Genomic DNA, 20,706 nt, shown 5'->3' on the forward strand with positions numbered 1-20,706 from the left:
TTAACTCACAACTATGTTGAGTTCTTATTAAACCGTATAGTTCTCCAAAGAGATCTTCACACCATTCAGCAAAGCTCGCGGTTGCTCTGACTCGCTCTTCATACTCAAATGCAATCTATCGCCATTACTGGTCGTATAATGAGCCGCCAAGCCGCCTTCCATCTCAAATTGGGGTTCATTATGGGCCATTGCTATTACGAATGCATCCAGTCCGATGATGCCACGCTCTGCAGACTCCTTAACACCGATCGCCTCAACGATCACCCCACCCGGCATCCCTTGAACGGTTACCTCAATGTATCCCGGACGTTCCTGTAGCTGGTACGATTGAGATAAATATATTGCGAAATAGACATCCCCAACCTGACCGAATAAGGCGTTCGGGTCTTGCATCCACTCCCCATGAGGAAGAACACCGATGATCGTATTCTTTTCCCCCTGAGGAATGGGAAATAAAGAAATAACTACATTCTTGTGATAGAGGACCTCCATATAACGGCTCTGATGGCGAGGATCTCCCTCATTGTAGCCTTGACCTGGATGGAAGAAAAATAGCTGGTTGGACCCTCCTTCTCCATTCACAGGCAGAGAGAAAGTCCAACGGAGCTGTTCATTATCAAATTCCTCTACTCGTTCCCACATCCCGCCTGCTGCAAAATCCTCTGTAATATAGGCATAGGAATGAAGCAACGGTTGAGCGTTCGGATCTGCCGGGACTACCTTCTGTGTAATCTTGGTGGTTTCCACTGGCGTCCGCCGATTCATTGCAGCTGTTAAAGCCTCATCTGGTGCTTTATAGAATAGGAGTCCAGCGTATTCCGTGCGTGGCATTGCCTCTGAAAGCTTGAAGTCCCCGAACTGAACATAGTCATGAAGCACATTAGCATCCCCTGGTACATCATGTGGCCAACCTCTAGAATGTGCACCCACCCAAGCACCATGTAAATAAAACTCTGCTCTTACCTTCCAAAGATGATCAAGCATGTCTTTAAGAGTAGTTATTAAATCCGTATCCTCTGTTGGGACAAGCTCCAAAGCGCAGGTAAACGCTTGTATCCAATGCCAGAACCACGGGAGACTGCCGTATTCTGGCATACCCTTAGAGCGGATGTATGTCAATGTGTCCTTCAAACTTTGCCGACCATCCTCAACGAGCACATCATCTGCAAACATAGTGCCAAAAATCAGCTTTGCTGCTGTATATTTCGCTTCATGATGTCCAAAAGTGATTACCGGCTTACGGTAGAAATCACTCCGATAAATGTGTCCAAATGCTGTATTCAGGACAATGCGAAGTTGAGCGTTTAGTGCTCCACCATATCTTTTGCAAAAGTAGGCCATCAGACTGCCCATAATTTCCACAGGCAATTCATGCGGCGAAGCCTCACGTGGAACCGGATTCAATCCAAGCGGCCAGTGCCCGTATAGCTCCGTGCCAGGTTGACGATTCTGTAGCATTAATGTCTCTAGTAACACATCCTGTGCCTTCTGTTTCGCTTCTTCCCGGTCAAAAGGCAACGACAAAGAATCATCTACTGCAGCTGCAAAAAGATATGAGGCATAATAAAAGTTATTTCGCACATCATCGTGGAACCAGAGTCCACTCTCAAGCAGAGGCCGTCTCTGCGCTTCCAGCGCTATACTTATAATGATTTCTTGTTGACGGTCCTGATAAGTACTCTGAATACCATTCGACTCCAGCATTCAAGTTCAACCTCCCACATCTCAATTTTCAATAGTATGATAACAATCCTATAAATGAGAACTAAGCATTTTAGATCTATTGTGCACACTTTTCGTTCATTTGGCAATTATTAAAACTTAAAAATAAACTAAAATGAACCAACATATAAAAACAAACACTTGTAATATGAACATAAATGGAGTAAATTGTACTTATACGAACGAAAATATGCTTGTGAAGGAGATTGAATATTCCATGGAAAGACGTTTTGCATCCCACCCTAATGAAGTTAAGCAGTTTGACACTGATCGCCTCCGTAAGGAATTCCACATTCCTGTCATTTTTGCACCAGATGAACTGAAACTTGTACTTACCCATGAGGATCGCATGATCGTTGGCGGTGCTAATCCTGTTAAGGAAGAAGTTGCACTTACAACTGACCTTAAAGAACTTGGAGTTACTTACTTCTTGGAACGCCGTGAGCTGGGGATCATCAATGTTGGCGGTAAAGGTTCGGTTATTGTCGATGGTACAGAATATGAAGTGGATTTCAAAGAATGTCTGTATGTCGGTCAAGGTTCTAAAGATGTTATCTTCAAAAGTGCAGACGCTTCCAAGCCCGCTAAATTCTATTTGAATTCTGCGCCTGCTCACCAGTCCTATCCAACTACCAAAACCACTCTGGCTGAATCCGAATCTGGTGCGATGGGCGGTTTGGAGAACTCCAACGAGCGTACCATTCACCGGTTCATTCATACAAACGGCGTGCAAAGTGCTCAGCTAGTTATGGGCATGACTCAACTGAAGCCAGGTAGCATGTGGAATACGATGCCAGCACATACACATCCACGCCGGATGGAAGCTTATTTCTATTTCGATCTACCGGACGATTCCGTTGTGTTCCACTTGATGGGAGAGCCTAATGAAACTCGCCATATCGTAATGCAAAACGAACAAGCAGTTATTTCTCCAAGCTGGTCCATACACAGTGGTGTTGGTACTCATAACTATACTTTTATCTGGAGTATGGCTGGCGATAATAAAAGATATGATGATATGGACCCCGTATCCATGAAAGAACTACAATAGAGACAAGCTAAAACGCCTTCGGCGTCCTTTTAAGGACGATAAGCGTTTGTGCGAGAATTATAAGGAAGAGTCTAGCGTGAAACTTAAACTTTCTTATAATTTTAATCAATTACGGAAAGCTGAGGCAAGCGGATGAACCCGATACGACGACATGAGATGATTATGGAAGTTATGCTGAACCAAAAAGATGTAACGGTGAATGAACTGAGCGATAAGCTACAAGTTACGGGAAAAACAATTCGAGAGGATTTAAGCAAGCTGGAGGAGCAAGGACTGATCGTACGTGTACATGGCGGAGCTGTGCTGGCACAAAGCGACCAGTTTGGTATTTTGCCCTCTAAGGATCCATTGGATAAGTATTCCGACGAAAAAACAGAGATCGCCTTGCGCGCGCTTGCTCATATTGAACAGGACGATATTATAGCTCTTGACGGCGGGAGCACAACGCTTGAAATTGCCCGACGCCTGGACAATATGCCTCTAACGGTAGTCACCAATGATGTATACATCATCAGCGAACTGGTTCCCAAAGATCATATTCGTCTCGTCGTTCCCGGGGGTTACCGTGTCCGCAATATGTTGGCCGGCCCTGAAGCCGTCTCCTATGTGCAACAACTTAATATTCAAAAAGCATTTCTGTCCTCGACAGCTGTTCATATCGAACATGGACTTTCTATTTATACAGGAGATTTAATTGAGTTTAAGCAAGCCCTTGTGTCTACTGCCCGTAAAGTGTTCGCGGTTGTGGATCATCATAAATTCGGCCAAACTGCGCTGCGTACATTCGCTTCTCTGCAGGAAGTTGACGTTATCTTGACAGATAAAGGACTCTCACCCGAAACAGCAGAACAGTTCCGCAGTGCAGGCATTGCCATTGAATGTGAGTAATAACGGAATCAAATCCATTTAAATCAAAGGGGCGTAATTTATAATGTCATCATCATTATTCAGCTTGGCAGGTAAAACAGCACTCGTGACCGGTGCTGCTCAAGGTCTTGGACAAGGCATTGCCCTTGCCTTCGCAGAAGCAGGTGCGGATATTGCATCCGTATCGCTTAATACAAGTCAAGAAACCGTAAACGCTGCAAAAGCTTTTGGTGTAAAAGCAGTTAGCATCGAATCTGACTTAAGTGATCATAGCAACCTGCAAAACACATTTGACCAAGCACTTGAACTGACTGGTCATGTTGACATTCTCGTGAACTGTGCAGGAATGATCCGCCGTACTCCTGCAAAAGACCATAGTGAAAAAGACTGGTTCGATGTTATTAACCTGAACTTGAACACAGTGTTCCTTCTGTCTCAGATCGCTGGCCGCCACTTCCTGGAAAGAGGATCCGGCAAAATCATTAACATCGCTTCTATGCTCTCCTATCAAGGCGGAATCAATGTCCCTGGCTACACCGCGAGTAAGCACGGGGTTGCAGGTCTTACTAAAGCTTTTGCCAATGAATGGGCAGGCTCCGGTCTAAACATCAATGCGATTGCACCAGGCTACATGGCGACTGAAAATACAGCTCCGATCCGTGCCGACCAAAGTCGTTCGGACGCGATCTTAGATCGTATTCCAGCTGCACGTTGGGGAACACCTGATGATCTTAAAGGTCCTGCTGTATTCTTAGCTTCCGCAGCTTCCGACTATTTGAATGGTCATATTCTTAATGTTGACGGCGGATGGATGGCTAGATAAATAACCTGAAATATTTAACCCGCTGCCTGTGGCAGCGGGTTATTTTTACTTAAACAAGCTTGTAATGGATTCCCCATCAAATTTACTAGTAATCTTAAAATTTCCAGAGTGATACTTACTATTACTAGATCGATCGCTGAAATACAAGTAATCTGTGCCATAGAGTGTCATTCCAAAGCGCTGATCTTTATTTACATATATTCTTATCCAATAGGTCTCCGCAGGTCGTTCTGATGCATCACTTCTTTTTAATTTCACGTCAGAAAACTCATGTATGATCTTTTCAATTTCTTTCGGGTCATCCACTTTAATTTCTTGTTCATTAGAACTCTTAAGAACTCTAATGGAGGTGATTTGAGTAGCATCGATTCGATCCAGTACAAGATTTTGAAATGAATTATAACTGTGATATAAGGGAACTCCATAAAGAAGCAGATTTATTACTATAAGAAACAATAAAAATAATTTACTTTTTTTCATAATTATTAGCCTTCTATCTCCACAAATTCTCCCGGATGTGCCCGAATATACTCGCCAATCAACCTGTGGCTATCTTCGGCTATGTTCTTAAATCGTTCAAATAAACCACTCATCTCATTCAACAACTCAGGATCTCGATCGAGATCCGTGATGGTAGCATCAACCCACTGTATTCCTAATCGATTGTTTCTTTCTTCGAGAAATGCCTTTGTTTCCTGAAGCAAAAGAATCATCGGATCGTCGCCAAAAAATCGTATGCCTCCCATCACCCCTGTCCAATACCCCGGCAGGTCTTGCATGTAAGAAATCCAAGCATAGTACTCCCCTTCGGAATTACGGCTGTGATCATGCATTACTCTGAACATACAAAGTGCTTTCTGTCCATCTGTGAGCTTTGAGATCACTTCGGATTTGATCGATGGTGATTTTGCGCGAATCTGCTGAAAGGTAGGCTCCATACAGGCCCATCCTAATCTTTCATCACTAAAAGTGTCCAAATCCTTCTGCTTCATGGTTACTAAATTCATTTAACTCCTCCTTTGATCAACATCCAAAAATATACATTTCATTCTAGCGGTTGTCAATAAGAACCTCCCTAACATTTAGGGTAATTCGAACGTTTTTATGATAGGCTTTAGAAAGAAAAAATCATCACAAAGGAGCTTTTCTATGCATAATGAGATACTTACCATTTTTGATGAAGCAGGCAACCGAACAGGTACGGCTCCTCGTGAAGAGGTACATCGGTTAGGACATTGGCATGAGACTTTCCACTGCTGGTTTATAAGCAAAGATCAGGAAATACCCTATATCTATTTACAACTTCGGAGTGAACAGAAACAAGATTACGCGGGACTACTGGACATCACGGCAGCCGGACATTTGCTAGCAAACGAAACTGTAGAAGATGGAACACGCGAGGTTCATGAAGAGCTGGGACTGGATTTATCCTTAAAAGACCTAATCCCGCTAGGGACAATTCCTTATAGTATGAAAAAAGAAAAACTTATCGATAATGAACGAGCGCATGTCTTTGTTTATAACAATCCCTATCGTCTAGAAGATTTTCAGCTACAAAAAGAAGAGGTCGCCGGCATTGTCAAAGCTATGTTCTCTGATTTCCGCAGATTTTGGCAGGGAGAAATACATAGTCTACAAGTCAACGGTTTTCAAATCGATCCGCATGGACATAGAATTACCATTGAGCAGGATGTAGACATGACCCATTTTGTACCCCATGAAGTGGGTTATTATACTCGTATTATCGAGGGTATCGAAGCTATATTTCTAAAATCACCAGTAGTAACGGAGGACAAATGATTATTGATCAACGAACATTTACCGTGAAAGGAACCCAATACACTATTAGATCTGCAATCACTACGGATGCTATGACATTGTCCAAATTAAGAGTACAAATTGATGGTGAGACCGAGAATTTAGACAGTGAACTAGGGGAGGCTTTTATAGACGAAATAGGGTTTCAGCAGCTTATTCTATCTGATTCAGAGAAACTAAGAAACTTATTTCTAATCGCGGTAGTTAATAATCAAATCGTTGGGTTCTCTAGATGCGAAGGCCATTCATTAGCAAGATTCGCTCATAAAGTCGAGTTCGGAGTATGTGTGCTGCAGAATTATTGGGGTTATGGAATTGGAAAGAATCTTTTAGCAGAATCTATTGCTTGGGCCGACGCTAACGGTATCCAAAAAATCACTTTAAATGTCCTCGAAACGAACGACAAAGCTATCACCCTTTATCAGAAGCTTGGCTTTGAGATCGAGGGAATATTAAAAAATGATAAGATTCTTGCTGACGGAAAATTCTATAACACGATTATGATGGGACGATTTATGGATTGATAGTAAAAAGGCAGAACCTGAATCCCTCAGGTCCTGCCTTCTTTTTATACTAACGATTTACGCTTCAACATTGCGAGATCATTTACAGCTAGATTTAACACAGACGGAGCAGCAGTGCCTGAGCACAAATCCGTATAATCCGCTCCATCTAATTTAACCGCTTGCGGACTGCCGCTGTAGTTTTGCACAAAAATATAATCACTCTCTCCATCCGTACGAAGCTGCGCTGTCACACCAGTTGGAAGCTCACTATCAAGCGCACGAGTAATTCCCGCTTTTGCAGTGATTGCAGCATACAATTCAACGTAGAAAGAGGCGTCTTTTACACGAGTAGCGAGATGATACGCATTTCCTTCACCGAAACGATTTACCGTAAGCGCTGGACGGCCAGCATAGAAATCGCTGCGATAAGTGCCTAATGCTTCCGCACCTTCCAAGTGGATCAGCTCAGCAATTTCATGCGCATCATAATCACCACTTAGATTAAGTGCATTGCTCGCCTGCATTACAACACCATTCAAATCACGGCTATGCAGCCCTTCGGTCTCTTCAGCCCAAATGCCGAGCGTTCTACGTAGCGGTCCTGGGAATCCACCCAAATGACATAAATCCGTTTCGTTAACGACACCAGACCAGTAGGTTGCCAGGAAAGTTCCGCCCTGTTCAACAAACTTCTCGATGCGCTTTCCATTCTCTTCGCTTATCAGATATAACATAGGTGCAATTACCAGCTTGTAAGCGGACAGATCATCTCCCGATCCAATCATATCAACTGGAATGCCTAGCTCCCAAAGGGCACGATAATGCTGTAGTACAGTCTCCTCATAACGCAATCCGGAATTACGAATGCCTTGCGCATCCTTGATCGCCCAGCGGTTGTCCCAATCGAAAATAATCGCTGTTTTTACTGGAGTTGATGTACCTACTACTTCTGTCATTCCCGCCAGCGTCTTTCCTACCTCTGTAACGTCTTTAAACACACGAGTCTCGGAGTGGCCGCTATGGTCAACAACTGCACCGTGGAACTTCTCACTAGAGCCCCGGCTTTTACGCCATTGGAAATATTGAACGGAATCCGAACCATGTGCTACCGCTTGAAGTGAAGACAGCTTGTGCATACCAGGACGCTTCAGCTTACTGACCGATTGCCAGTTCGTAAGAGACGGCGTGCTTTCCATGAGCAGGAACGGTTTCTTTTTAAAAGAGCGCATTAAATCGTAGTGCATCGCCGTCCATGCTGCCAGTCTAGCATCGTCACCATCTTCGGTATAATGCCATTCTGGATAAGCATCCCATGAGACAACATCCAGAATTTTGGCTAGTTCGCGATAATCAATGCCATCGATCATATGCATATTCGTTGTAATTGGCAACGCTGGATTGTATGGGCGAACAGTATTGATCTCATGCTGACAGAAATCAATCGTCCGTTCGCTGACAAACCGCCGCCAGTCGAGATTCAAGCCATGTACTTGCGTCTCTCCATGTGGAGCCGGGGATTCAATCTGTGTCCATGAAGTGTAGGTATGACTCCAAAAAGTAGCCCACCAAGCATGATTCACCTCATCCAGACTGTTATTGTATTTGACCTTTAACCAATCTCTAAAAGCATTCTGACAAAGATCACAGTGACATTCGCCACCGAACTCATTCGAAATATGCCAACCAATAACCGCAGGATGTTGGCTATAACGTTCTGCTAGCTTCGCATTTAAAATCGCAGTCTTTTCCCGATACACAGGCGAGGTGAAGCAATGATTATGACGGAAGCCATGTAAATTATGAACACGATTACGTTCCACTCTTAGAACTTCAGGGTACTTCTCAGACATCCAAGCAGGTCGTGCTCCACTAGGAGTTGCCAGGAAAGCATAAATCCCATTCTCTGCAAAAGAATCCAAAACACTATCGAGCCAATCGAAAGTGAACACACCTTCTTCAGGCTCTAGGGATACCCAAGAAAAAATTCCGACAGACATCACATTGCAATTCGCAAGCTTCATCAGACGAATATCCTCACGCAAAATTTCTGGGTACTTCAGCCATTGCTCAGGATTATAATCGGCACCGTGCAGCATCACTGGAGCTTTGCTGCTAATCGGGGAGTGTTTTTTAGTCATAATGTAAGATCATCCTCTCAATTCTGCCCATCTCTTAAATGGGACTATTCTCTGATGAGACGCTAGATGCTTAAGCTATCAAATTCACGAATCATCATTTATACTATTTATAATATAAGAAAATTCATCCCGATCAGTAGGAATATACTCTCGATGTGATAGTACAAAATGAATATGAGGTGAATCATCGTGCTTCCTTTTTCACTGATAGAACTACCGCGCGACGCTGAGACGCTTCCCTTGTATCCCTACTCTGTAGGTCGTCATATACAATTTCATCATGTGCGCCCTACAGGTTTTCCTGTTCATCAAGTTTTTCTGATTCATACCGGAACTGGGTTGTTTCGTGATCTGGAGAGCGGTACTGAAATCATACTAGAACCTGGAATGGCTTTCGCCTTCCCACCGGATCGAGGACACGAATATTATCCTACCTCACATGAACCATGGCATGTGGGTTTCATCGGAATCGAAGGGAGTCAGTCGCAGGGAATGCTGGAGGGGATTGGCCTTCTCCCTTCTCTCCCTTATCATCCTGCTCGTTTTGAACAATGTTGGGAGGAAATCGGAAAGATCTGGCATACGGTGAACAATCAGACGGCTAGTCGTCAAGACGAGCAAGGGATGGAGGATCTATCTATAACCCTATATCGATTACTTCTGATGTTACGTCGTTCTGAATCCATACACTCCTCAGGCAGTCGTTTAGAACTTGAGTCTGTGCGTAATGAAGCGTTGGCTAAAGCGGTTGAACTTATTAACGAACATTATACTGAGCCACTCCTTATCTCCAATCTAGCAGCTGCTGTGGGGTATTCCGTCCAGCATTTCCAGCGTCTATTCGTACAGGAATATGCCGTAACTCCACATAAATATCTACAGAATCTGCGACTAGAACGTGCGATACAGTTAATGACAGAGAATGCTGATATTCTCGTTCAGGATATTGCGATTCAACTGGGAATGGAGACGAATTATTTTATCCGAATCTTCCGAAATACTTATGGCTGTACACCTGGGGTGATGAAGCTTCGACTTTTAGAGGGTGAACAAAAAAGATAACGAAATCCAAAGGGATATCGTTATCTTTTCATTTAATTATATAGGATGAAGTTAATCCCGTAGCAATTCGTCCCTCACTTCGGTCAGCACGAATCCAAGTAGGTTCCTACCCCGCCATTTTACGGGATTCTCCGCATCCGGATTGGACTGGCTCATGCCTATTCCCCAAATGCGATCCTGTGGGCTAGCTTCGACGAGAATACGGTTATTCGTTGACTTGAGGTATTCCCCAAGCTTCGGATTCTGCGAAAATTTGGCTATATTTCCTCTTTTGACAATGTTATAGCATTCTTTATCCCAAGTGTCATTTTCGAAGTTTCTTACTGCACGCCCGTAGGCTTTCATCTCCTTGGGATGCTTAGCTTTAAGGATCGCGTCCAACATATCGTCATCTCCAAACAGTCTTGCTTTCTCGGACATCATAAACTGCTCGACACAGGAATACTCGATCCCCTCTACCACGAAAGGACTCATCCACCATTGGCTGAAGCAGCTTTTGTCGACGTCGTCGTGCTTTGGTGGTGTATGGCCCCAGAAGAACACAAACTTGAACGTTTTGCCCGCGATATAAGCTTTTCTTAACTGCTCTATATTGTATATCATTGATATTCCTCCATATTTCTCCGATATAAGCGGGAAGGACGGTGTCCCGCATTTTCAGTATAATGATCGGTCTCCGCTACGAGATCCGCTACTTTACGCCGGAATGCGGCTTTCAGCAGCTCTTTGTCTAAGATCACCTCATAAACCTGCTGTAGATCCGTCAAAGTGAAGAGACCCGGCATCAAGTTTAGCGCAATATCGGTGTAATTCACTTTTCCCCGCAGTCTCTCAATAGCGCAAGCTATAATCTTCGCATGATCAAAAGCCAATCCGTCATTTGATACAATGGAGTATGCGGTTGACGTAGAGGCCGACTTTGATGTCATCGTCCGACCCACAACTGCCGTAAACTCTTCTTCATCGCTGCTTAGCTTGAGCTCGTATTCCTTCGTTTTCACATACCCATCCTCAATAATCTCTTTCCGCTCGCGCAGAAGCCGATAGGTTACCTTGAACCAGGCAGCATGGACAGCGTCATCTCCTGCTTTCAGCTGTACCTGATCACTGTTGATTAAGGCCATGTAGCTGCAGCTCATCACCCAGGTACGAGGGTCCCTTCCAACATCGCTGAAGGTGTACAACTGCTCCAAATAAACGTCATCCACACCGGTTTCCTCACTCAGCTCCCTCACCGCCGCCTGCTCTGTCGTCTCGTCCGGCCGGACGAAACCGCCTGGAAGTGCCCAATTGCCCAGGAACGGGTGACCTCCCCGCTGAATGAGCAGAATTCGCAGCTCTTTTTCCGGAAGCTTGCGGTAGCTGTCCGCCTCCGTGTTCGTAACGGTGAAAATGACCATGTCCGCCGCCACCGAAGGCCGCTCGAAATCCCCGGCATGGTACTGCTCTAAAAATTGACGTTCCGTAAGTCCATCGCGATCCAACATATTCATGTATCCTTGCCTCCTTTGTTCTTTATTCTAGCCATTCAACTCTCCGAAATAGTTCCGGTAGGGCTCGAACTTTGCCAAGACCTCACTTACTTTGTGCATTCGTTCCTCTTGGTTTCCTCGCAACGTGATATAGGAAATCCGCCGCTCTTTCAAATCGGCAATGATTTGCTTATGAAAAATATGCCGCTTCTGATCCCCGCTACGGTCCCATGTATCCTCATAAGGAATATCATCGTCACACAGGAAAAACAGATCGTAGCGCTGCGCGTTTTCTAATGCGATCCGGGCTAAGCACTCAGGAGCCTGGCCGTGGTAATCCAAGGCAAACATATATGTGGTAATTGCATTGGTATCGACAAAGAGATATCGGTTAGCTTCCAGCAGCGCCTGCTCCTCACGTTCGATATGGCCCAAAGCGATCTCATCGAACGCTTCTAGGCTGATTCTACGATCTACTTGATGCTCGGTCCAGTAATCACGCCCATATTCGCTCGCGAAGGTTGTGCAATACCGCCGCGCCAGCGCTTCGGTGATTGTAGATTTGCCAGTCGACATCGCTCCCACAAAAACCACTTTCGTGATTAACCCCCTATACACGACATCACTTACAAATCTGCGATATTTATAAGGGTCGGCACGTACCATCGTGGCTGAAATCGGCACCCGCTCACGGGCTTCATCCACCCGCCGGTCCGCCGCGCCTAATGCGACACTCATATGCTCACCGTAAAACTCACTAGAGTAAAAATGCGTCACTTGCTCGCCCTTCAGCAGCCCCAGAATATACTGCTCCTCTCGAATCTCATGCTCCCGATCGTTCGAATACCCATCTGGACCGTCCCAAGCTTCGATTACCCGGACCGTCGGATAGAGCTTGCGGATCCAGTTCGCCCGGATATGAAGCGGAATCGGGGTCACCGTCGTTTCGTAGATTACCACAATCAATTCGTCGACCTCTTGCAACGCCGTCTCGATCATGAATTGATGTCCTTTATGCAACGGGGCAAACTTCCCCAGTGTTAATCCAAGCGTCTTCATACCGCCACCTCCTTAGCTCCTTTATTCCAATTGTAATAGCCGTATGCCGCGTTAATCAGATACGCACTCCACATGACGATCATTAGCACCCCTTCGCTACTGCCTTCCAGCATCCTTATTACCCACAACACCACCGTAAATATATTCAATACAATATAGACCAGCCATTGTTCCTTAAATCTTCTGACCATTAAAAAGGTAGCCACAATGGATAATACCGTTGTAATAGCATCTATATAAGGCAAGTTCTGCCCTGGGATGAACGATAGCCCGATTCCCAGTAACAGGCAGCCTATTACGCAGACCGCTCCAACAAGGAACAGCCACTTAAGATCCATCTGTCGCATGGATAGTTTGCCGTTTTGGCGGTTGTTTTTCCACATATAGAAGCCAATGACATTCATAGGTACAAAGAATAACAAATTCAGCATGACCTCTCCAAACAAACCGTTTATATAAGCCAAGTACGCGTAACCAACGGTATTGTACATTCCGAAAACATAACTCATCAGGTTTCCTTTCGCCGCGAGCACCACACACAGCACCCCGGTGATAAAGACCGTAAATCCGAATAAGGAATCTTTAGAAATAACCGTAAAAGCAACAGCAATAGAGGTAAATAAAACTAGCCAGACGATTTCAAACAGATTCCAACCACCCCATGTTTTATCCACTTTCATCCGCTCCCTTTCATTAAATTTCCTAATCTTCACCATTCAGTTTGTTGTTAGTAACTTTTTGATAATAACAATTTGTTAATATCAAATATAGCAAAAAGGCGAGGAAGATGCAATAAAAAGGTGAGAATAATTTCCAACTTAAGTCTGGACCCAGTCCATGGTCGGTATCCTCTTCCTTAGCATAAGTCTATTTCTAGAATCAGCTAACGGTACTTATTCTTGACAATGATTTCTGGCAAGAATATACGCTGACAAAGGAAAAAACCCGCGATTTACGCGGGTTGGCGTTCGAACATGTATTTGTCATCCAGCTACTTCTTCTTCTCACCTCTGCGCTCGCATTATTGCCCACAGACCCCATCGTATAATAACTTAAAGCTAAGAATCTTATCGTTCACTTTGCCTCCTCGCCCTTCTGCATGCGGAAAACATGGGCGATCGGAGCCTGCCCGTTCAATTCGCAATCCGGAAGCGTGATCGAGATTCCTTCCGGCGTACGCTCAACCTGCAGCAAAGCGTCGCTTCCGACAAGCTCGATGCCTGAAACGGGCTCCTTATAAGGAATATGAACGAGCTTAGCTACGGCTTGATCTGCGCTTTCATACAAGTACGTACAGTATACGGTATTTCCTTTCGAGGTGAACGCGCAGGAACCGGCAAAATACGGTCCGCACACGCGTGTGCCGTATACCGCTTCACCGTAAACCTTCATCCATCCGCCCAGCTCATTGATACTCTTAACCGCCCCAGCCGGCAATCGTCCGTCAGGTTGAGGACCTACGTTAAGCGCCAAATTGCCGCCTTTGGATACGACTTCCATCAGAATGCGAACGAGCTCTCTCCCCGATTTATACTGGTCATCGTATTTGAAAGCCCACTGTGTGCCGATCGTAATGCAGCTTTCCCACGGTACGTTCAGCGGACGCTCCGGAATCGTTTGCTCCGGCGTCACGTAATTTTCGTAAGGCCCTCCGACTGTACGATCCGCGGATAGCAGCCACGGCTGTGTTTGACGGGCGCGCTCGACAACCTCGCCCAACCGAATGTCCTGCTTTACCTGATCACTATCTTTTACCCAGCCCGCATCCAGCCACAAAATATCGATCCGGCCATAACGGCTCATCAGCTCCATGATTTGCTCATGGGTGAAATCGACGAATTGCTCCCACAGCCACGGATATTCCTCGGGGGAGTACGAAGGTCCTCTCCATGTATCACGGCCCCGCTCCATTCCTGGCGCCCAGTAATACGGCGAATGCCAATCCGCCTTCGAAAAATATGCGGCGATGGCAAGCCCCTTGCTGCGGAAAGCGTCAAACACATGCTTGCAAACGTCGGCATAGCGATGTGCATGAAACGGCGTTTCGGAGCCAGTAATTCGGTAATTCGTCGTATGTGTGTCCCACATGCAATATCCGTCGTGATGCTTTGTCGTAAAAATCAAATATTTGAACCCGCCTTCGGCAGCGATTTCCGCCCATAACTCCGGCTGGAAGCGGAACGGATTGAACGTGCGGTTGAGTCCGAAATATTCGCGCTTCATCTCTTCGTAGTCGCTCGTCCAATCGACATCTTTACGCGCCCAATCACCATCTTCGTCGCTGAGAATCCAGGACTCAACCTCAATCTGCGAATAAGGTCCCCAATGAATCATTAGGGCCAATTTCTGATCCTTGAACCATTCCAACCTTTCCAGCGTAATTGGATTTTCCGGCTTCACCCAATGCGTCTCGCTGCTGTAACCGTGGACGCCTTCTTTCAATTCCGGCACATCTGCTTGCTGAAGTTCATTGATTTCCATATCGTTCATCGGGTTGCCTCCTTCGGTTCTCCGCGTCACATCAAAGTAAAATTATTAATTGTAAACCCCCAATATAGAAATTGGGGGTTTACCCGGCTAGTGTATAACTCTATTGAGCAAAGCTGCTGCTTCTGCACGGGAAGTGATCCCGCTCGGAACGAATTTGTTTTCTTCTCGACCGTTAATTAAATGAAGTGCCGCCGCCGCTCTTACTGACTCAAGCGCCCAGGTTGCCACAGCGGATTCGTCGGTAAAGGAAGAAGCCGTTTTTCCGTTCAACTCGACGTCTTTCAAGATAACATACGCCCGCATCAGCATAGTGACTATTTCTTCGCGTTTGATGCTAGCATCGGGATTGAAAGACGTTGTGCTAATTCCTTTAATAATGCCTGCTTTGACCGCCATGGAAACAGCTCCCTCGTACCAGGCACCCTTCGATACATCCGTAAATTTCGATTCGCCCACTGATGTCAGGTTCAACGCTTTGACAAGCATCGCCGTAAATTCGGCCCGTGTTATAGAACGCTCTGGCTCGAACATTGCCGCGCTAGTGCCTTCAATAAATTGCTTCGCTGCTAGCTGTTCGATCGCATCGGCCGCCCAGTGAGTGGACTTAACATCGGTAAATAATTTCTTGAATTCGAGCACCGCATATTTACTGAAATGGTGAATATCGGCCACCCATTCTCCGTCTATAAACGTGCCTCGCACATATTCCAGCGTACCGTTGTCTGCCAAATAGTAAATGCCAGTCAGATTCGGATTTAAGGAAGAATCCGCTTTAAATCGAATCGTCATCGGTTTATCGAAGCTGTTCAAGCTTGTCACTTTACCATCTTTTCCGACAATCGATAAGCTAAAACTGATCACATTGCCGGAAATTTTAATATTTGCATGCGTGGAAGACTGCCTTATCGCTAGAAGGTTGTTAGCATCAGATTCGGATAAGAGAGTCATGATTAACTCTATCGTACTGTCTCGTTTAGCTTCTGCGGAGTATTTATCCGTCAACTGTTTAAGTAATTCAGCAGGGACCTCCAATGTGAATGAACCCGTTTGAATGACTAATGGGTGTAGTCCTAGCAGTTCGGCTGCATTGGCAGGAAGTACAATTTTCTCTTTATCTTTGGCAACAATCGTCACGACTCCGTTGGAGGCTGGAGTGGTAAGGTCCTCCGATTTCACTACAAGTGTATGAGCATCGGTATTCCCATTGACTGTACCACCGGTAGAAGGAATACTACTATTCTCACCACTCGTCGGAGGATTACTATTTTCGCCACCTGTCACCTTTTGCTTAAATGTAACATTGATCATATGATCAGCAGTTATGTTAGTAACCGTATACACGTTTTCGGTCACCGACACGGCGGTACCGTCTAACAGTACCTCGTCGACTTCGTATCCATTATTCGGATTAAATGTAAAGGTTTGATCATTACCCTCATTGACTACAACGGCGCCGTTCGGACTGATCGTTCCATTTTCCCCCGCACTCGCCGTGATCGTCTTACTGTTCTCGCCACCTGTCTCTTTTTGCTTAAACGTAACATTGATCGTATGGTCGGCGGTTATGTTAGTAACCGTATACACGCTTCCGGTCACCGACACGGCGGTACCGTCTAACAATACCTCGTCGACTTCGTATCCATTGTTCGGATTGAAGGTAAAGGTTTGATCATCACCCTCATTGACTACAACGGCGCCATTTGGACTGATCGTTCCGTTGTCCCCCGCGCTCGCCGTAATCGTATTACTGCTCTCGCCAATTTCTCCGTTCTCCGCGAGATTATAGAGCTCAAGCTCATACATAGCGTACATACCCCATGTCGTATAGTTCGCATCGTTGATCTTTATTCTGAGCTTAAGCGCATCTCGTACTTCAGGAATATTGGCAAAGGTATGCTCCATAACGCCGTCATCTTTGCTGCTTTTCCATTGGATGGGTACCCCCTGTGCTATGGTTTCAAAGTTTATTCCGTCTGTAGAAGCCTGAACATCGATATTGGAAATACCCTGAATTAAACCAGATGTCGTAGCCATGACGATGGTGTTAAAGGTTTGCGGTTGTTCCCAAGTAAGATTAATCTCATGCGGAAACGGATGTTCGGTATTGTAGCCTCGCGAACTCGCGAACATGGTATAAATAATACCGTCAACCATTTTTTTGGCACTATAGTCCTCGCCTTCACGTTCTGCCGTTGCTGTAATCTCAGAATAGCTTCTGGCAATATTGGTACCTAGCCCATCCTCATTTCCTTTGAGAAAATTTAACGTGTAGAGCTTTGTTGTTGTCCCGTCGCTTGCAGTGGACCTGATATGAATTACGCTTTTTCCAAATGGAATGTCAAAAGTCTGCGCTGTGTTATTGGCGACAGTCTTTCCGTTGACCTGCAAGGTACCCGCTCCGTCCGAAAGTGTTGGCGTTATCTCAATGGAGTTTAGATCATTCGGGATCATTACTGAGTAGGTCATCGTACTATTGTCAAATGTAAAAGTAGGAACATTAGGGATTGTTAAATTACTAAGCGTTCCGTCTGCTGTAGGGGAAATCTCTCCGTTGTCTGGAAGATTATAAAGCTCAAGCTCATATAGCGCGTATATGCCCCAATACGTATTGTTAGCGTCATTGACCCGTATTCTCAGCTTCAGTGCGTCATTAACTGTAGGGATATTCGCATATGCGTATTCCATCTTGTTGTCGTCTGTGCTGCTAAACCATTGAATCGGTACCCTCTTTGCAAAGGTGGTCCAATTCGTTCCATCTGATGTAGCCTCAATATCAATATCCGTTATCCCCTGTAATAAGCCTGATGGCGTGGCCATGACCATCGTATTAAAGGTCTTTTGTTGAGTCCAAGTCAGATTGATCTCATGTGGGAATGGCACAATGCTCGTATACCCGCTTATACTAGCAAACATGGAACCGTAACTTCCATCAACCATATTAGCCACACCATAGCCACTGCTGCCTCCCCTATCAGCTGTTGCTGTAATCGCTGAATAACTTCTCGCAATATTGGTGGTCGGTTGATTTACATTGCCTTTGAGAAAGTTTAAAGTATACATTCTCGAGGTTTCCCCATCACTTGCGGTAGAGCGAATAAGGATCTTACTTTTGCCAGTAGGGATGTTGAATGTAAGCCTCTCACCGCTGCGGTAAGGTAACCCGTTGATTTCCAGGGTGCCATTTGCATCCGTAAGTGTTGGCGTAATCGTGATCACATCTACATCGCTCGGAATAATGGCCTGGTAATTGATATTGTTTTTATTAAAAATAACCGACGGCATGTTAGTCATTTCCAAACTTTGCAGCGTTCCGTCATAGAGCTCCTGTCCTTCATACATGCTTACTCTGAAGCCGTCAACGAATAGGTTTTTGTTCTCCAGATTCACTACCTTGATCGTATGCTTGCCTGCTGACAAGTTATGATTGCTGTATACCGATATCGAATCGAGTTGAACTTTTTCATATAGGTCTATAATCACTGGCGCGGAATCGTCGATGGATACGGAAATTTTACCAGAGCCTTCATTTTTCTCCGCGATAAGATCGATGCCAGCCCCTGTAAAAGTATAGGTCAATTCATCATCCGCTTTTAACGTGCCTTGAACGCCTCCCATATAAGCGTATTTCCGGCTTTTTGCAAACCATTCACCATCAAAAGTGATCTCACCGGTCGCGTTATCGGTCATGTAAGTCATAGGTACAGCCTGCCCATCGTAGGGACTAGTTGGCACAGGAATTTCACCCAATGTTTCTCCGGCCGCCGCTTTAACCAGATAATCATGAAGCTTGCTGATATATTCATTATCCAGGGTATATTTTCTCGGATCAGATGGGTTAACAGCGCTATCTACTATACGTTTTGCAAGCCCAGGATTGGTTTGCTTGAGTTGGTGCATCAGTTCGTATTCCTCAAGTCCGTCTCTTTGGGCCTCGTAACGCAGTGAGCTCTTAACCGTCATATGTTCCTTGTCTGGATATACGATCGTAGAATCTCCATAATGAGGGACATACCATACGTTCCATCCCCAATGTAAGTGTCCTTGTACACCTTCTTGACTAAGATTCCAGAATAACAGTCTGCCAGTCAATATGGGCTGCGTCCAGAATCTGTTCAACCACGGAGCCGGATTCGCATCGCAAGTATACACCCATAAGTCTTTGCCTGCCGCCTGCTCCGCTTTATAGAGACTTTTCTTGTCCTCGAAAACTGGGGTTAACGGGACCCACACATCCACATAAGGTTTGATGGTATCGTTCATTAGAGTACCGGCCGCATCAGCATCCAAAGTCTTGAAATCCGGAACGACCTCTTTTATTTTTCTAGCGATATAGGTCATATAGTTTGTAATGCTCGAACCGTTAGGTTCGTCCTTAGTATGCTGATACCAAGTAATACCATTAAGCCAACCTTTTTCCTCTAAATGATCGTGCAATGCTGTCAAGTAGTTCGTAAGATAAGCGTCTGTAACAGGTAGTGAATCGAATTCAGGTACCGACGTTTTCCACGGATCTTGTGGATTATTATTGTTTGGTCTCTCACTTTGTGGCATTTGTTCTAAAGCATGGATCAAGTGTATGTTCGCAAAATGAGTAATTCCTCTATCCATAAAGGTTTGAACATATCGATCGAACAAAGACCAGTCGATATTCTCCGGTATCCCGTCTTTAAAAGACACCATTTTTGTACCCTTTTCATTTAATAATAAGTCTGTACGAACCCAAATCATGTTCTGGCGATAGTCGGTCATGGTCTTGGCGAAATTATCCATAAGCTCAAACCACTCATCGCTATACGTCTCCACTCCATAATAGTTCTCGCCAACGTCATAACTAGACTGAGTTAAAGGATCATCTACAATCTCAGGTGGATTACCTCCAATCATAAAACCATTCGTCATCGACCATTGATAATTAACGAAGTTAGCCTCAGAGGTTTGAGGAATTTCAGCGTTTGCTACTTCAACGTTAATAGGTACTTGATAATCGCCCAAAGTTGATTTCACCGTAACTATACCGAAATAGAGGCCAGGAACAGCATCGGCAGGGACATAATTCGTTATTAAGATGGGCTGAGTTGAATTTGCTGCTACATTTATAGAGGTATCATTCGAAAGCGGGTCGGGAATTTCGGATAAGGGGTAGATTTGCGTGCCTACCAAATCCGGTCGATATTGATTGGGCTGCACGGTATCCTCAAGCATGTATTCTTCAAAATGATAGCTTAAGTTGCTGTTTGAGATCGTATTTCCAGGAGATACAAGATCGGAAAATTCAATTCCTGTAATCTTAAAATCGCTTGTGCCTCTTACAGCAATTTGCTCACTTTCGTATTCGTTTTTGGCTGAAACAAGATCAATGCTGTTGTCATGATTTGCGGGAATTGTGCTGGTCCTATATACGGCTTTCAATGCATTTTCCACCCACACGTCCAGGTTGTTACTGTCAGCATGGACACTAGGCGCATTGCCCTGGAAAAATGTACTTACTAGAATCATGAAACAGATCATTGTATACATTGTCCGTTTGAACATAGATCAACCATCCTTTCATATTCATTTAATTTTAGAACACATTTAAAGCGCTCACATTATGCATTATAATCTCAATTGAAGTCTTGCTAAATAAGAGTATTTTTTGAAATCTAACAGATTTCGATTGTAAACAAAAAAAGGGCCATGCTTTTATGAGCATTGGCCC

The 20,706-nt window shown here is 44.9% G+C and carries 16 protein-coding genes; 6 read left to right on the top strand and 10 right to left on the bottom strand.

Annotated features, from left to right (window positions below):
* Positions 1-27: 27 nt before the first annotated feature.
* Positions 28-1,704 carry a hypothetical protein gene (locus MHI27_RS18350; RefSeq protein ID WP_341062068.1) on the bottom strand — a complete coding sequence of 559 codons (1,677 nt, stop codon included), beginning with the start codon at positions 1,702-1,704 and terminating at the stop codon, positions 28-30.
* 235 nt (positions 1,705-1,939) lie between these two features.
* Here MHI27_RS18350 and kduI point away from each other — a divergent pair, with 235 nt between their 5' ends.
* The 3 genes from kduI (at position 1,940) to kduD (ending at position 4,463) form a co-directional block, all read left to right on the top strand.
* A complete protein-coding gene (gene kduI / locus MHI27_RS18355; protein ID WP_076300614.1) occupies positions 1,940-2,773 on the top strand; it encodes a 5-dehydro-4-deoxy-D-glucuronate isomerase in 834 nt (277 codons plus the stop codon).
* 132 nt (positions 2,774-2,905) lie between these two features.
* The gene (locus MHI27_RS18360) at positions 2,906-3,661 is read left to right on the top strand and encodes a DeoR/GlpR family DNA-binding transcription regulator (RefSeq protein ID WP_076286209.1); all 756 of its coding nucleotides are present in this window, start codon (positions 2,906-2,908) and stop codon (positions 3,659-3,661) included.
* 43 nt (positions 3,662-3,704) lie between these two features.
* Positions 3,705-4,463, top strand: coding sequence for a 2-dehydro-3-deoxy-D-gluconate 5-dehydrogenase KduD (kduD, locus tag MHI27_RS18365; protein WP_042189303.1), 759 nt, complete (start codon positions 3,705-3,707; stop codon positions 4,461-4,463).
* 45 nt (positions 4,464-4,508) lie between these two features.
* Here the strand turns inward: kduD and MHI27_RS18370 are convergent, their stop codons facing one another.
* Entirely contained in the window at positions 4,509-4,943 is a 435-nt protein-coding gene (locus tag MHI27_RS18370; RefSeq protein WP_076300612.1) for a DUF5301 domain-containing protein, read from the bottom strand.
* A gap of 5 nt (positions 4,944-4,948) precedes the next feature.
* Complete coding sequence (locus MHI27_RS18375) at positions 4,949-5,470, bottom strand: hypothetical protein (RefSeq protein ID WP_042189307.1); 522 nt, start codon at positions 5,468-5,470, stop codon at positions 4,949-4,951.
* 142 nt (positions 5,471-5,612) lie between these two features.
* Here MHI27_RS18375 and MHI27_RS18380 point away from each other — a divergent pair, with 142 nt between their 5' ends.
* Entirely contained in the window at positions 5,613-6,263 is a 651-nt protein-coding gene (locus MHI27_RS18380; RefSeq protein WP_405174416.1) for an NUDIX domain-containing protein, read from the top strand.
* A complete protein-coding gene (locus MHI27_RS18385) occupies positions 6,260-6,805 on the top strand; it encodes a GNAT family N-acetyltransferase (protein WP_405174417.1) in 546 nt (181 codons plus the stop codon). The genes MHI27_RS18380 and MHI27_RS18385 overlap by 4 nt, the downstream gene beginning before the upstream one ends.
* Before the next feature lie 44 nt (positions 6,806-6,849).
* Here MHI27_RS18385 and MHI27_RS18390 read toward each other — a convergent pair whose 3' ends face one another.
* The gene (locus MHI27_RS18390; RefSeq protein WP_405174418.1) at positions 6,850-8,925 is read right to left on the bottom strand and encodes a beta-galactosidase; all 2,076 of its coding nucleotides are present in this window, start codon (positions 8,923-8,925) and stop codon (positions 6,850-6,852) included.
* A 189-nt stretch (positions 8,926-9,114) separates the two neighbouring features.
* On the opposite strand from MHI27_RS18390, the gene MHI27_RS18395 reads away from it, so the two are divergent.
* The gene (locus tag MHI27_RS18395) at positions 9,115-9,987 is read left to right on the top strand and encodes a helix-turn-helix domain-containing protein (RefSeq protein WP_405174419.1); all 873 of its coding nucleotides are present in this window, start codon (positions 9,115-9,117) and stop codon (positions 9,985-9,987) included.
* A gap of 51 nt (positions 9,988-10,038) precedes the next feature.
* On the opposite strand, the gene MHI27_RS18400 is transcribed toward MHI27_RS18395, so the two are convergent.
* The 6 genes from MHI27_RS18400 to MHI27_RS18425 all read right to left on the bottom strand — a co-directional run bounded on the left by MHI27_RS18400 (position 10,039) and on the right by MHI27_RS18425 (position 20,540).
* Positions 10,039-10,590 (bottom strand): NADAR family protein, encoded by a 552-nt coding sequence (locus MHI27_RS18400; protein ID WP_405174420.1) that lies wholly within the window; start codon positions 10,588-10,590, stop codon positions 10,039-10,041.
* Positions 10,587-11,480: an NUDIX domain-containing protein gene (locus MHI27_RS18405; RefSeq protein ID WP_339242015.1), complete on the bottom strand. Its 894-nt coding sequence runs from the start codon at positions 11,478-11,480 to the stop codon at positions 10,587-10,589. The genes MHI27_RS18400 and MHI27_RS18405 overlap by 4 nt, the downstream gene beginning before the upstream one ends.
* A gap of 27 nt (positions 11,481-11,507) precedes the next feature.
* Positions 11,508-12,518, bottom strand: a complete 1,011-nt coding sequence (locus MHI27_RS18410; protein WP_405174421.1) for an AAA family ATPase — start codon at positions 12,516-12,518, stop codon at positions 11,508-11,510.
* Positions 12,515-13,192, bottom strand: coding sequence for a nicotinamide riboside transporter PnuC (gene pnuC, locus MHI27_RS18415; RefSeq protein ID WP_405174422.1), 678 nt, complete (start codon positions 13,190-13,192; stop codon positions 12,515-12,517). Before pnuC ends, MHI27_RS18410 begins: the two co-directional genes overlap by 4 nt.
* A gap of 400 nt (positions 13,193-13,592) precedes the next feature.
* A complete protein-coding gene (locus MHI27_RS18420) occupies positions 13,593-14,999 on the bottom strand; it encodes an alpha-L-fucosidase (protein WP_405176763.1) in 1,407 nt (468 codons plus the stop codon).
* Between the two features lie 96 nt (positions 15,000-15,095).
* Complete coding sequence (locus MHI27_RS18425; protein ID WP_405174423.1) at positions 15,096-20,540, bottom strand: glycoside hydrolase domain-containing protein; 5,445 nt, start codon at positions 20,538-20,540, stop codon at positions 15,096-15,098.
* Between the last annotated feature and the right edge of the window lie 166 nt (positions 20,541-20,706).

This window comes from Paenibacillus sp. FSL H8-0261 (genome assembly GCF_045040645.1).
In the GTDB taxonomy this organism is placed as follows: domain Bacteria; phylum Bacillota; class Bacilli; order Paenibacillales; family Paenibacillaceae; genus Paenibacillus_AQ.